This is a genomic window from Bradyrhizobium sp. CCBAU 51745, assembly GCF_028128715.1.
In the GTDB taxonomy this organism is placed as follows: domain Bacteria; phylum Pseudomonadota; class Alphaproteobacteria; order Rhizobiales; family Xanthobacteraceae; genus Bradyrhizobium; species Bradyrhizobium manausense.
Map to the genome: position 1 here is coordinate 47,588 of NZ_LBJP01000075.1, position 13,926 is coordinate 61,513.

The window sequence follows — 13,926 nt, forward strand, 5'->3', positions numbered from 1 at the left end:
ACGGCGCCTCGAACCCTGGTGCCCCGGCCAAGACTAACCGAATGGATGCCGCAGGCGACCTGGCCGTGGGCCATTTGCAGGAATTTTGGAACCGCGCGGGGCTCGCGCAGGAGGGACAGATAATGAATTTGGCCGCAAAAGGACTGACCGCAATCCTGTCCATCGTCACCCTCGGTGCCGTGCTATCGCTCCCGCCCGCCTTCGCCGGCGACGACGGCAACAGCAAGAACGTCACCGAGGACGAGATTGTCCGCGCCCTGGCGCCGCCGCCGAAAAAGCCCCTGACCCGCGGCCTTTCGATCGGCCCGCAGGCGGATCCCGTCCCGAGCGCGGCGGAGACCAAGTTGATCCAGTCCGTCCGCGGCCGCGCCACGCGCTCGCTCTCCTCGACCGAGCGCGAGGAGATCGCGACCGCCGCCAAGGACAAGCCGAATATCGATCTCGAAATCACCTTCGACTACAACTCGGCCGATATCAGCGCCAAGTCGCTGCCTTCGGTGCAGGCGCTTGGCCGTGCGCTGACCAGCCCCGAGCTCAAGGGCTCGACCTTCGTGGTCGCAGGCCACACCGACGCCGCCGGCGGCGAAGCCTACAATCAGGATCTGTCGGAACGCCGCGCGGATTCGATCAAGCGCTATCTGGTCGAGAAGTACAGCATCGCCGCCACCGACCTCGTCACCGTCGGCTATGGCAAGAGCAAGCTGAAGGATCCGAGCCAGCCGCTGGCCGAGGTGAACCGGCGCGTGCAGGTCGTCAATATGGAAAACAAGACCACCGCATCGAAGTGACGCAATCGGTTGAAGGCGACAAGTCCTGATGTGGTGTAAACTATTGGTCCCAGCGCGCGTCCCGCAGCCCTGCGGGACGCCGCTTCGTTTCAGGGATTCGTTCCCGACAACCCCGAACCAGGCCAGGATGATCCGGCGATGAACATCTCCGAATATCTCAAGCCTGCAGGAACCGTGGCGTTCATCCTTGCGCTCGGCGTCGGCTATTACTGGTTCGAGCATCGGCATCGCCCCGAGGCGAAGGAGACGCCGGGCGAGGCGCTCGTCATCGTCACGAAGTCGACCAATGCCTGCTTCTCCGACCTCGTGCGCGTGACCGGCTTCTTCGTGCCGCGGCGCGAGGCCGTGGTCATGGCCGACCAGGAGGGATCTAAGGTCACCGACCTGTTCGTCACCGAAGGCACCATCGTCACTGAAAATCAGGAGCTGGCGCGGCTGACGGCGCCGCCGCAGATCCCCGGCCAGCCGCAACGGCCGGGGCCGCAGGGTCCGATCTCGCTGAAGGCGCCGGCGCCGGGTCTCATCACGGAAGTGCGCACCATCGTGGGTGCGCCGGCCTCGCCGCAGGCGGGACCGATGTTCCGCATCGCCGTCAACAATGAGATCGAGCTGGACGCGCAGGTCCCAGCCGTGCACATGCCCAAGCTCAGCACCGGCGCGACGGTGCGGATCAGCCGGGACGACGCTGCCGATCTGATCGGCCGGGTCCGCCTGGTCGCGCCCGAGATCGACCGCGCCACGCAGCTCGGCCGCGTCCGCATCAGCGTCGCCAATAATCCCTCGCTGAAGGTCGGCGTGTTTGCCCGCGCCTCCATCGACGCCAAGCGAAGCTGCGGCGTCGCGGTTCCCAAGACCGCGATCGACCATCTCACCGTGCAGGTGGTCAAAGGCAATGTCGTCGAGACGCGAAGGGTGCGCGTCGGGCTGACATCCGACAGCCAAACGGAAATCCTCGACGGGGTCGAGGTCGGCGAGATCGTCGTCGCCGACGCCGGCTCTTCGCTGCATGACGGCGACCAGATCAAGACCATGTTCGCCGATGAACTCGATCGCACGCGGGTACGCTAATGGCTCTCAACATCTCGGCATGGTCGATCCGCAATCCGTTGCCGTCGGTGGTCTTCTCGATCATCCTTCTGATCCTCGGCTGGACCTCCTTCACCAAGCTCGCCATCACCCGGCTGCCTTCCGCCGACATTCCCGTCATCTCGGTCGCCGTCTCGCAGTTCGGGGCCGCACCGGCGGAACTCGAATCCCAGGTTACCAAGACGGTTGAAGACGCCGTCTCCGGCGTCGAGGGCGTCAGGCACATCACCTCCTCGATCACCGACGGCGTGTCGGTGACCACCATCCAGTTCGCGCTGGAGACCAACACCGATCGCGCGCTCAACGACGTCAAGGACGCGGTGACGCGCGTGCGCTCGAACCTGCCGCAGAACGTCACCGAGCCGCTGATCCAGCGCGTCGACGTGATCGGCCTGCCCATCGTCACCTATGCCGCCATCTCGCCGGGCAAGACGCCGGAGCAGCTCTCTTATTTCGTCGATGACGTGGTCAAGCGCGCGCTGCAAGGCGTGCGCGGGGTCGCGCAGGTCGAGCGCATCGGCGGTGTCGAGCGCGAAATCCTGGTCTCGCTCGATCCCGATCGCCTGCAGGCGATGGGGCTGACGGCCGTCAATGTCAGCCAGAGCCTGCGCGGCACCAATGTCGATGTTGCCGGCGGCCGCGCCGAGATCGGCAAGAACGACCAGGCGATCCGGACGCTAGCCGGCGCCAAGACGCTCAGCGACCTCGCCGGCACCATGGTCCCGCTGTTCGGCGGCGGTGAAGTCCGCTTGGACGATCTCGGCACCGTGACCGACACCATCGCGGATCGCCGCACCTTCGCCCGCTTCAACGGCGAGCCGGTGGTCGCGCTCGGCATCAAGCGCTCCAAGGGTGCCAGCGACGTGAAGGTCGCCGAAGCCGTGCAGAAGCGCATCGACGCGCTCAAGGCCGCCTATCCCGATGTCGACCTCAAGCTGATCGACACCTCCGTCGACTACACCAACGGCAATTACGAAGCGGCGATCTCGACCTTGTTCGAGGGCGCCATCCTCGCCGTCGTCATCGTGCTGCTATTCTTGCGCGATTTGCGCGCCACCATCATCGCGGCGGTCTCGCTGCCGCTGTCGATCTTCCCGGCGTTCTGGGCGATGGACATCCTCGGTTTCTCGCTCAACCTCGTCAGCTTCCTCGCCATCACGCTGTCGACAGGTATTTTGGTCGACGACGCCATCGTCGAGATCGAGAATATCGTGCGGCACATGAACATGGGCAAATCGCCCTATCGTGCCGCGCTGGAAGCCGCGGACGAGATCGGCCTCGCCGTGATCGCGATCTCGCTGACCATCATCGCGATCTTCGCGCCCGCGAGCTTCATGTCTGGTATCGCCGGGCAGTTCTTCAAGCAGTTCGGCATCACCGTCTCGGTGCAGGTGTTCTTCTCGCTGCTCGCGGCGCGCTTCGTCACGCCGATGCTGGCGGCCTATTTCCTCAAGCACGGCCATCACGAAGAGCCGCCGCCCGGCCGCATCCTGCGCACCTATCACAGCATCGTCTCGTGGTCCGTGAAGCACTATTTCATCACCGTGCTGATCGGCTTCGGCATCTTCGCGGCCTCGATCTGGAGCATCACGCTGCTGCCGCAGGGCTTCCTGCCGGCGCAGGACAGCGCCCGCTCGCTGCTGGCCCTCGAACTGCCTCCGGGCACGCAGCTCGCCTATACCGAGAAAGTCACCGAGGACATCGTCGCGCGCCTGCGCCAGCGGCCTGAGGTGAAGAGCATCTTTGTTGACGGCGGACGCGTTCCACCGGGCACGCAGGAAGTCCGGCGCGCCTCTCTGATCATCAATTACACACCGAAGAACGACCGCAAGATCACCCAGCGCGAGCTCGAATTTTCGATCAGCCAGGAGCTGGAGAACGTCCCTGATATCCGCTTCTGGTTCCTTGACGAGAACGGCCTGCGCGCGATCTCGCTGGTGGTGACCGGTGTCGACCCCAATATCGTCAACAACGTCGCCAGCGAGCTTGCGACGCAGATGAAGCGGATTCCGACCATCTCCGACGTGATCTCGGAAACCTCGCTGGAACGTCCCGAGCTGCGCATCGAGCCGCGTGCCGATCTTGCCGCGCGGCTCGGCGTCTCGACCGAAAGCCTGTCGCAGACCATCCGTGTCGCGACCATCGGCGACGTCGGTCCGGCGCTCGCAAAGTTCGACGTCGGCGACCGCCTGGTGCCGATCCGCGTGCAGCTCGAGGATGCCGCCCGCGGCAATCTCAAGACGCTCGAGCAACTGCGTGTTCCGCTCGGTGAGCACGGCGAGAAGGGCGGCGTGCCGCTCGCAGTCATCGCCGACGTCAAGCTCGACCAGGGCCCGACCAGCATCAACCGCTACGACCGCGAGCGGCAGGCCACCGTCGCGGCCGACCTCGTCGGCTCCGCAGCGCTCGGCGATGCCACCAAGAAGATCTACGAACTGCCGGTCATGAAGAGTTTGCCGAAGGGCGTGAAGGTCTCCCCCTCCGGCGACGCCGAAAGCCTCAACGAGCTCTCCGACGGCTTTGCCACCGCCATCACCGCAGGCCTGATGATGGTCTATGCGGTGCTGGTGCTGTTGTTCGGCACTTTCCTGCAGCCGATCACCATCCTGTTCTCGCTGCCGCTCTCGATCGGCGGCGCGATCGCAGCGCTGCTCGTCACCGGCAAGCAGCTCACGACGCCGGTCTGGATCGGCATCCTGATGCTGATGGGAATCGTCACCAAGAACGCGATCATGCTGGTGGAATTCGCCATCGAATCCATCCACAGCGGCAAGCCGCGCGAAGAGGCGATGATCGACGCCGGCATGAAGCGGGCCCGTCCGATCGTGATGACCACGATCGCGATGGCCGCCGGCATGATGCCGAGCGCGCTCGCGGTCGGCGCCGGCGGCGAGTTCCGCTCGCCGATGGCGCTCGCGGTGATCGGCGGCTTGATCTTTTCGACCATCCTGTCGCTGGTATTCGTGCCCGCGATGTTCATGGTGATGGACGACATCGGCGCGCTGATCTGGCGTTTCGGCAAGCGGCTGATCGTGCACAGTGCGGATGCAGAGTCGGGGGATCATCACGGCACCACGCCGGCGGAGGCGCCGCCAATGCCGAAGAGCGTTGTGCATCCGGCCGCGGAGTAGCGGCGGCGCTCCGCCCCTACTCGTTCCGGGCGATCGCGGTCAGCTTGGTCATGTTCCTGAGCAGGATGCGGCCACGCTGCAGGTCCAGGATCGCTTCCTTGCGCCAGGCCTGAAGCTGGCGATTGACGCTCTCGCGGGCGGCGCCGACGAAGACGCCGAGCTGCTCCTGCGAGATGTGCACCTCGGAGCCGAAATCGGCGGCCAGCGCGCAGAGCCGCCGCGCCAGCCGCACCGGAAGCGGCTGCAACATCGACTCTTCCATGCGCTCGCTCTGCCAGCGGATCCGCTGGCACAGCAGCGCGATGATCTTGATCGCGACCTTCGGCTCGCGCTCGAGGAAGGCGAGGAAATCCTCGCGCCGCAGCACGAACAATTCGCTGGCCTCACCCGCAGTCGCATCCGCAGTGCGACTCTGGCCGTCCAGCACCGCGACTTCGCCGAACAGATCGCCCGGACCCATGAAATTCAGCGTCAGCCGGCTGCCGTCGGAGGCGCCGGTCTCGATGCGGACCTGGCCGCGGCGCACGCCGAACAGCGCGTTGCCCGGGTCACCCTTCTGGAACAGCACCTCACCACTCGCCAGATGCTGGGTGTGGCAGAGATTGGACAAACGCTGGAGTTCGTCCGCGCCAAGATCGGCGAACATGGCATTCATTTTCAGAATGACCGCAAATTCGGCCTGCTTGCTCATTTCAACGTCCTTGTGAATTCACTCGTCAATTTCCGGGGCAAATCGCTTGGAAGCATGAGCGTCAGAATCGCGTAATACCGCGCCGGAGAAGTGTGTCATAAGTCACATAACTTTGCAGCACCTCTCGAATATTTTTAGTCGCTTGGTGCGGCATCCCGTCCCGGGATAAACTTAAGGTGCAAAGGACGGGTCGTCCGCCTGATGCGACGCCGCCCGTCCGTCGTTGGAAAGTCGATATGAGAGCAGTGAAATTCGCCGGCGCGGCGGTGGCCGCGATCATCATCGTGATCGTTCTGCTGCTGGTGATCGGGGTTCCCTCGGGCTTTTTGGCTGCGACGATCGCCTCGCGCGTCGAGCAGGCGACCGGATATCGCCTGTCGATCGACGGAACCACGAGGATCAGCCTGTGGCCGACGCTGAACGTCACGCTGAACGACCTCACGCTTGCCGATCCCAAAGACCGCAGCGGCATGACACGCGTGACCATCGACACCGTGCAGGCCGACATGTCGCTCGCAAGCGTGTGGTCGGGTCATCCCGAGATCAGCGAGATCGTCGTCAGCCATCCCGTGCTGTACCAGCCGCTGCTGCGTGAGCGCCTGCCCAACGCGGACGCGTCGCCAAAACCGCTCGCGCTCAACATGGACGGCGCAACCATCGATCGCGTCAAGATCACCAATGGCGAAGTCGCATTCTCGCGCGCACGCGATCGCGTCGAAGGCCGCATCAGCGCGATCAATGCGAACGTCGTCACCGGCCGGGATCGCAAGGTGAACATTGTCGGCACCGCGCGCATCGGCGAACACCCGACCAAGTTCGACATCAAGGCGACCAGCCCGGCGCCGCCGATCGAGCGGCAGACCGTCCCGGTGGATTTCGCCGTCGACATGCCCGACGTGCTGAAATCGCAGCTCGCCGGCCATGCCGAGCTGCGGCTGAACGGCACGGTCGTGATGATCAACGGGGTCAACGGCACCCTCGGCGACGGCGCCTTCAACGGTTGGGCCTCGGTCGACATCGCGAGCAAGCCTTTGGTGAAGCTCGATCTCGACTTCCAGCGTCTCGCAATCCCGCTGGCCAAATCGCCCGACGGCGCGGCCGGACAGGCCTGGAGCGATGCACCGATCGACGTATCCGGTCTCAACTATGTCGACGCGCAGCTCAGGATCTCGGCCAACGAAGCCGTCATCGGTGAGGCCCGTCTTGCGCCGCTGGCACTCGATGCGAAGCTCGCCGGCGGCATCCTGAAGGCCGGCACCGCCAATCTCGGCGCCTATGGCGGCCAGGTCTCGGGCGAGGTGATCCTTGATGCAACCAGCGGCGCGCCGAGCTTCGCGATGCATTCCGACCTGGTCGGCGTGCGCGCGCTGCCGCTGCTCCAGGGCCTTGCCGAATTCGACCGGATCGACGGCAAGCTGCAGGCCAAGCTCGCCCTGCGCAGCGCCGGCACCAGCCAGCGCGCGCTGATGGCGAACATGCAAGGCACCGCCTTCGTCAATTTCCAGGACGGCGCCATCCGCGGCATCAATATCGCGCAGATGATCCGCTCGCTGACCTCGGGCACGCTGACCGGCTGGCAAGACAACCTGAACCCCAACCAAAGCTCCAGCCAGGAGCAGAGCACGGATCTGTCGCAACTCTCCGCCTCGTTCCGCATCGACAAGGGCCAGGCGGTGACGACCGATCTCAATCTGATCGGGCCGCTGGTACGCGTCACCGGCGCCGGCACCATCGCGCTCGACACCAAGATGATAGGCTTTCGCGTCGAACCGAAGCTGGTGATGACGACGGAAGGCCAGGGCCGCACCTCCGAGCCTGTCGGCTTTGGCATTCCCGTGATGATCACGGGCCCATGGTCGCAGCCGCGGATCTATCCCGACATGGCCGGCGTGCTCGACAATCCTGAGGCCGCCTATGCCAAGCTGCGCGAGATGGGCAAGGGCCTGTTCGGCCCTGACGGCGCCGGGCTTGGCAACATCCTGAACAGCTTTGGTCTCGGCGGCACCGTGCCGGGCGGCGGGAACGCGGCCGGCAATGCCAATCCGCAAGTCCAGCAGCCTGGGCAAGGACAGGGGCAGAACAATCTGCTCGGCGGCCAGCTGGGCGAGGCGATCGGCAATCTGATCCAGCAGGGGCTCTCGAGTGGCGCCGCTAGCGGCAGCGGCCGAAGCCGCGGCCTGCCAGGCAACCCAACCACCCCGGCGCCGCAGGCTTCACCCGCCCCGCCGATCCAGGATCCGCCCCAGGCCCAACAGGACAGCCAGCCGATGAACGACGTGATGCGGCAGCTGTTCAATCGGTGATGGGCGTCGAACTTCGCCCGTAGCCAGCTGCGACAATTTACCACCCGACCGTCCGTCGCGATGTTCCCCCGCTGGTAACCACACCCGCCCCTGACCGGCCCCTTGCCGGTCCAAGCACCCAAATTGTGCTAGAAGGGCCATGGGGCCCGTACGCCCCTTAGCGCCGGCGTCGGTCGCGGCGCGAGAGGATCCGGATGGCGGGAGCGAAAGACAAGACCTGGGTTCTGCGCGAGGGCCTGTTCGCCAAATATGTCGTCTCCCTCGTCGGTCTCGTCGTGTTCGTGCTCGCGGTCAACGGCGCGATGGAGACCTGGATCTCCTATCGCGCCACCAGGACCCAGCTGACCGGCGGGCTCGAGGACAAGGCGCAGGCCGCCGCCCGTCGTATAGAGCAGTCGATCTCCGAGCTCGAGCGGCAGATCAGCTGGGTCACGGCGGCAAGCCAGGACACGCTCGAGAAGCGCCGCACCGGCTATGCCCAGCTGCTGCATCAGGTTGCGGTCGTCACCCAGCTGTACCAGCTCAATGGCGAGGGCCGCGAGGTGCTCCGCGTCTCGCGCCAGTCGACCACATCAGGCGGCAATACCGACCTCTCCCGCGACATGCGCTTCACCGACACGGTGGCGCGCGGGGTGAGCTTCTCGCCGGCCAGTTTCGTCGATGGCAGGCCGATGATGTCGATCTCGGTGGCGCATTCCGGTTTCAATGCCGGCGTCACCGTGGCCGAGGTCGATCTCAGCTTCCTCTCCGACTACCTGTCGGACAACCAGGTCGGCAAGGCCGCCTTCGCCTATGTCGTCGATCCGCGCGGCCGCGTGCTGGCGACATCGTCGAAGGGGCCCGATGTCGGCACGGATCTGTCGAAGCTGCCGCAAGTCGCAGCTGCGATTGCGCCCGGCGGCGAGGGCGATATGTCAGGCACGGACTTCAACGGCCATTCGGTGCTGGCGGCCGCGAGCGCGGTGCCCAAGCTCGGCTGGACGGTCCTGTTCGAGCAGCCGACCACGCAGGCCTTGATGCCGATCCGCGACCAGCTCGTGCGCATCGCGCTTCTGATCGGGATGGGGCTCCTGGTCGCGATCCTCGCCGGCACGCTGCTGGCGCGCCGCATGATCATTCCGATCACGGCGCTGCGCGACGGCGCGCACAAGCTCGGCGAGGGCGATTTCAGCCACCGCATCGACGTGCACACCTCTGACGAGCTGGAAGATCTCGCCGGCCAGTTCAACCGCATGGCCGGCCAGCTCCAGGAGACCTATACGGACCTCGAAACCAAGGTCGAGGCGCGGACCCGCGACCTCGCGCAGTCGATCAACGAGCTGAAAGTGCTGGAAGAGGTCGGCCGCGCGCTGTCGTCCTCGCTCGACCTCAATGCCGTGCTGCCGACGATCGCCGCCCGCGCGCTGGAGATCAGCCATGCCGATGCGGTGCTGATCTATGGCTATGAGGCCGAGCCTCGCCGCTTCAACCTGGTCGAGGCCAACGGCATCGACAAATCGGCCACCGGCGGCCATGTCACCATCGACGAAGGCGAGAATGTTCTGAGCGATGCCGCCAGAAGCGGCGAGCCGATCGCGATTGCCGATCTCGACCATGCTGCCGAGCAGCCGCTGCGCGACGTCGCGGTCGCCGCCGGCTTCCACTCCGTGCTGGTGGTGCCGCTGGTCGACCAGCAGGGCACGCTCGGCGCGCTGGTGGTGCTGCGCCGTGCCGGCGGCGCGTTCGAAGGCAGCCTCACCGGGTTGATGCGCACCTTCGCCAACCAGGCCGTGCTGGCGATGCGCAATGCGCGCCTGTTCACCGAGGTCGCCCACAAGAGCCACGCGCTGGAGACCGCGAACGAGACGGTGCGCGCCCAGGCCGACAAGCTGCGCGAGCAGACCGAGCAGCTGAAGAACTGGAACAAGTCGCTGGAAGAGCGCGTCGCGACCCAGCTCGGCGAGATCGAGCGCATCCGCAAGCTCGAGCGCTTCCTGGCGCCGCAGGTGGCGCAGCTGATCGCCTCCTCCGACAGCCCGGAGGGCCTGCTCACCAGCCAGCGCCGCGAGGTCACCGTGGTGTTCTGCGATCTGCGCGGCTTCACCGCGTTCACGGAAGCGACCGAGCCGGAAGAGGCGATGAACGTGCTGCGCGAATATCACGCCGCGCTCGGCCAGCTGATCTTCAAATATGAGGGCACGCTGGACAAATATGCCGGCGACGGCGTGATGATCCTGTTCAACGCGCCGATCCAGTTCGAGGACCACACAAAGCGCGCCGTGAAGATGGCGGTGGAGATGCGCGACACGATCGGTCCCTTGACCGAGCGCTGGCGCAACCGCGGGCACAGCCTCGGCTTCGGCATCGGCATCGCGCTCGGCTATGCCACGCTCGGCCAGGTCGGCTTCGAGCAGCGGCTGGAATATGCCGCGATCGGCAGCGTCACCAACCTCGCCTCGCGCCTCTGCGCCGAGGCCAAGCCCAACCAGATCGTGGTCAGCCGCCGCGTCTACGGCATGGTCGAGCCATGGGTCGAGGCCCGCGCGCTCGACGATCTCCAGCTCAAGGGCTTCAATCATCCCGTGCTGGCGATGGAGATCTTGTCGTGGCGAGATGAGGTGGACAACGTGGTCGATGCGACGGCTGCGCGACGAAGAGGATGATCATCGCCACGGACGTAGAAAACAACCCCATGCACAGTAGCCAAGGCTAAGGGGATACAGCGCATTTTCGATGCAGTTGCGGATTTTACGAAATTTGCCTTGAGGCGTCGGGCAAAACAGTGGTATGGTGGCATCATCGGGCGTTTGTGCCTGATCTCACCAAGCACTGACATCTGCGTGACCGCCAGTTGCGGTCGTCCCGGCGAAGGAGGTTGTGGCGCTGACTTCCCCATAACCCGCCCCCGAACCACATCGCTGCTCACCGCGACTAACCCCAGGCCTCAACGACGAGGCCAGCGTTCGGACGGGAGACGGCCTGTGGTGCTTGCCATGCCTTCGCGTGCCTATGATCTGCAGATGCAGGACCGTCCCAGTGAGCGTGCGCGCGACCATGGCTGGGTGTTCGGCCTGCCGCCGGGCATTGCGAGCGAGCAATGGCCGCTCGATCCCGTCACCGGCTATCCGCTGATGCACGGCTTTACGCTCCTGCTGCCGGAGGATTACCGCGTGCACGGCGCTGACATCGTTGCGGTGTCGTTCTTTGCGACCGCGCCTGATCACAATGACGGCGGTGCGCCCGATGATCCTGAAATCCGCGAGGCGGTGGCGGCGCGCCCCGCGCATCCGCGCCTGTCGCGCTTGACCGACATTCTCGATTACGAATATGCCGCGATCCTTCTGACCAGGTGCGAATATGACGGCGCCTTCGCAACGCCGCCGGCGCCGCTTGCACTTGCGACCGCGGAGCGGCCGCGCTGGCTCGATGTCGGCGGCGCCAGCGCCTTCCACGAATCCGCAGCCCCTTACGCCAGGAAGCTGCTGCCGACGACGCCGCGCACCGAGCTCGCCGAGAACCGTGCCATCGTGCTGACGCCCCGCGCGGAGGATCCCAATGCCGGCAAGGGCCCGCAGGATACGCATGTGAAGCGAGGGTCTCCGACCGGGTATCAGCCCTATTATTACTATGTCGATGGTGTCGTGAGCCGCGATAATTTCCGCCTGCACGATTGGAGCAAGGATCACGCGCCGAACCATCTCGGCGGCACCATGCGGCCGTGCCAGGCGGTGCCGGAGATGAGCCCGTTCTACATCGAGTTCGAGGAATATTTCGGCGGCTACAATTTCGGCGGCGGCAACGCGCAGCTCGACTTCAGGGACATGAAGTTCGACTGGGCGTGCGGGTGAGTTTACGACCGCCCTGTTCCACCACCGAGAAACGGATTGACGATGATGAGCCCACCGATGCTGCGGCCATGTTGCAGGTCTTCACTGTAAAGCGTGTTACAGCCAGCCTCGATCGCCGCGGCGATGATCAGGGCATCGTAGAAGGCAAGTGTGTGATCGCGAGCGAGTTCAATCGCGGCAGCGTGCGTGTCTGACGTCAGCGGCACGACGTCAGGGAAGCGGAAGCGGAGGGACTGCACCGCGGCTTCGATGACCGGCCACTCTTGCTTCTGCTTCTTGCGCAACACATTGGTGAATTCGTTCAGCACTTGCGCGCTGATCGCGCCGCCGCCAGCGATCGTGGTGAGCGCCCGCTGACGCCTCGCATCGCTCGAATAGGCGTATATCAAGATGTTGCTGTCAAAGAACGCGCTCACCGCTCATTCGCCTCGTCGCGGTCGAACTTGTAGCCTTCGGGCAGAGGAAAACGAAACTGCTCCACCTGCCTGAGAAACTCCGCTCGCTTGTCGATCTTCTCAACTGCGATTTGGCCCTTCGAGGCCTCCACCACATTGAGTTCGTCGCCTGGAGATAGCTTAAGTGCTTCAACGAGAGCCTTGGGCAGCCGGACCGCCAAGCTATTCCCCCATTTGGAAACCAGCATGGAACCTCCATGATATACAAAAGCCTCTGTATATCATACGAGAGTTACCCTTGCGCTTCAAGAGGTTACGGTCGGGACAAGTAACCAATCACATCGCCCGCTTCGGGCCCATCGCCTCAAACGCTGCCTTCTGCTCGTCGCTCAGATCCGCTTCGAAATCGTCGAGCGCGTCAGTGACGCCGCCCACGGCCTGCTGCATCGTCTGCAGCCGCGTCTTCACGGCGGCGAGGCGGGCTTGCGGCGTCGCTTCGGCGTTCATCGGGCAAGAGCTCAGCGTCTGCATGGTGCGCAGCGTGGTGTCCTGGAGCACGTCGAGACGGGCGCTGCCGGTGTCGTCGAGCCTCAAGGTGGACACCATGTCGGAGGCGGGCCATTGCTGTCGCACGAGCTGCTGATACTGGCGCTGGGCCTGCACATCATAGCGGGGATCATAGTTGGGATCGCAGGCCTTGGCCTCCTGCGCTGCTTGGGCCGCCTGCGCATCCTTGTGCTGAGCCGAGGCCAGCGCGGCGCGGCGTTCGTTCGCAAGGGATTCGAGCTTTGCTTTCTGGCCGCCATCGAGGAGGCCAACGAACTTATTCAGCGGCGCTGCCAGCGCGTCCGTGGCCTTGATCATCGCATCCAGCCGCGCCTGCATGACGCCGAGGCGTTCCGCCGCGGTCATCGGCGCCTGCGCCGGGCACGCAGCGCGGATGGTGTCGCGCGCTGCGGTCCAGGCGGCTGCGAGCTCATCGAGCGCGGTGCGCTGCATCTCGTTCGGCTGCACGACAGCAGCGATGCGGTCGACGGGCAAGCCGCCGGTGTCGCTGCTGTCGCAGACCATCTCCGCCGATGGGACTCGTCGCCCGCGGCGACCTTGCGAGGCGGTGTAGGCGGCGAGCTCCGGCGCCGCATAGGGGGCGAAGATCGCGGCATAGATATCGCCATAGCCATAGAGCGACAGGCTGGTCGTATCGCCGAAGATGATGGCCGTGGTGAGATCGTCATGCGCGAACGGCCAGAACACCGGGCCGATCCAGCCATAGCTGCCATCAGGATGACGCCACCAGCCCTGCGGCCGGCGGCCGCCGTGCCAGCCCGACAGCGCGGCCTGCGCCGTGAGCGCGGCGCGCAAGACGTAAGGATTGGTGGGCTGGCCGCGCTCGGCTCCGTTTGGATTCTGCGGGCTCATGGCCGCGGAGCGATAGCGGCTGCCGCGCGCCGCCATGCGGGCGTGGCGCAATCGCGACAGGCCGATGACATGGCCGACGGCGAAGCGGGCAATGCCGAGCGGACCGCCGCGCAATCCGAACTGTGCTTCGGCGCTATCGGGCAGCAGCACTGTCACAATCGCAAGGACCGCGCCGGCCAGCGCCAGTCGCAAGCGTGATCTCGACATCAGCGCTGAGCTGACCACCGCGTTGTCCTCCCACACACGCATCGCGTCGTAGGAGAAGACGCGCTGGGGAACCAAATGT

Annotated in this window: 10 protein-coding genes; 6 read left to right on the forward strand and 4 right to left on the reverse strand. The window is 65.2% G+C overall.

Annotation, left to right across the window (positions count from 1 at the left end):
- Window positions 1–122: 122 nt before the first annotated feature.
- The 3 genes from XH98_RS19290 (at window position 123) to XH98_RS19300 (ending at window position 5,005) form a co-directional block, all read left to right on the forward strand.
- Entirely contained in the window at window positions 123–788 is a 666-nt protein-coding gene (locus XH98_RS19290) for an OmpA family protein (RefSeq protein WP_057743630.1), read from the forward strand.
- Window positions 789–926: 138 nt separating this feature from the next.
- Window positions 927–1,856, forward strand: coding sequence for an efflux RND transporter periplasmic adaptor subunit (locus XH98_RS19295; RefSeq protein WP_271619585.1), 930 nt, complete (start codon window positions 927–929; stop codon window positions 1,854–1,856).
- Complete coding sequence (locus XH98_RS19300; RefSeq protein WP_271619586.1) at window positions 1,856–5,005, forward strand: efflux RND transporter permease subunit; 3,150 nt, start codon at window positions 1,856–1,858, stop codon at window positions 5,003–5,005. Before XH98_RS19295 ends, XH98_RS19300 begins: the two co-directional genes overlap by 1 nt.
- A gap of 16 nt (window positions 5,006–5,021) precedes the next feature.
- On the opposite strand, the gene XH98_RS19305 is transcribed toward XH98_RS19300, so the two are convergent.
- The gene (locus tag XH98_RS19305; protein ID WP_057743533.1) at window positions 5,022–5,696 is read right to left on the reverse strand and encodes a Crp/Fnr family transcriptional regulator; all 675 of its coding nucleotides are present in this window, start codon (window positions 5,694–5,696) and stop codon (window positions 5,022–5,024) included.
- 236 nt (window positions 5,697–5,932) lie between these two features.
- On the opposite strand from XH98_RS19305, the gene XH98_RS19310 reads away from it, so the two are divergent.
- The 3 genes from XH98_RS19310 (at window position 5,933) to XH98_RS19320 (ending at window position 11,826) form a co-directional block, all read left to right on the forward strand.
- Window positions 5,933–7,999, forward strand: a complete 2,067-nt coding sequence (locus XH98_RS19310; RefSeq protein ID WP_271619587.1) for an AsmA family protein — start codon at window positions 5,933–5,935, stop codon at window positions 7,997–7,999.
- 194 nt (window positions 8,000–8,193) lie between these two features.
- Window positions 8,194–10,641: an adenylate/guanylate cyclase domain-containing protein gene (locus tag XH98_RS19315; protein ID WP_271619588.1), complete on the forward strand. Its 2,448-nt coding sequence runs from the start codon at window positions 8,194–8,196 to the stop codon at window positions 10,639–10,641.
- Window positions 10,642–10,971: 330 nt separating this feature from the next.
- Window positions 10,972–11,826 (forward strand): hypothetical protein, encoded by an 855-nt coding sequence (locus XH98_RS19320; protein WP_271598186.1) that lies wholly within the window; start codon window positions 10,972–10,974, stop codon window positions 11,824–11,826.
- A gap of 2 nt (window positions 11,827–11,828) precedes the next feature.
- Here XH98_RS19320 and XH98_RS19325 read toward each other — a convergent pair whose 3' ends face one another.
- The 3 genes from XH98_RS19325 to XH98_RS19335 form a co-directional block, all read right to left on the reverse strand.
- The gene (locus XH98_RS19325; protein ID WP_271598187.1) at window positions 11,829–12,242 is read right to left on the reverse strand and encodes a PIN domain-containing protein; all 414 of its coding nucleotides are present in this window, start codon (window positions 12,240–12,242) and stop codon (window positions 11,829–11,831) included.
- Entirely contained in the window at window positions 12,239–12,469 is a 231-nt protein-coding gene (locus XH98_RS19330; RefSeq protein ID WP_271598188.1) for an AbrB/MazE/SpoVT family DNA-binding domain-containing protein, read from the reverse strand. Before XH98_RS19330 ends, XH98_RS19325 begins: the two co-directional genes overlap by 4 nt.
- An 88-nt stretch (window positions 12,470–12,557) precedes the next feature.
- Window positions 12,558–13,847, reverse strand: a complete 1,290-nt coding sequence (locus XH98_RS19335) for a Spy/CpxP family protein refolding chaperone (protein ID WP_271619607.1) — start codon at window positions 13,845–13,847, stop codon at window positions 12,558–12,560.
- Between the last annotated feature and the right edge of the window lie 79 nt (window positions 13,848–13,926).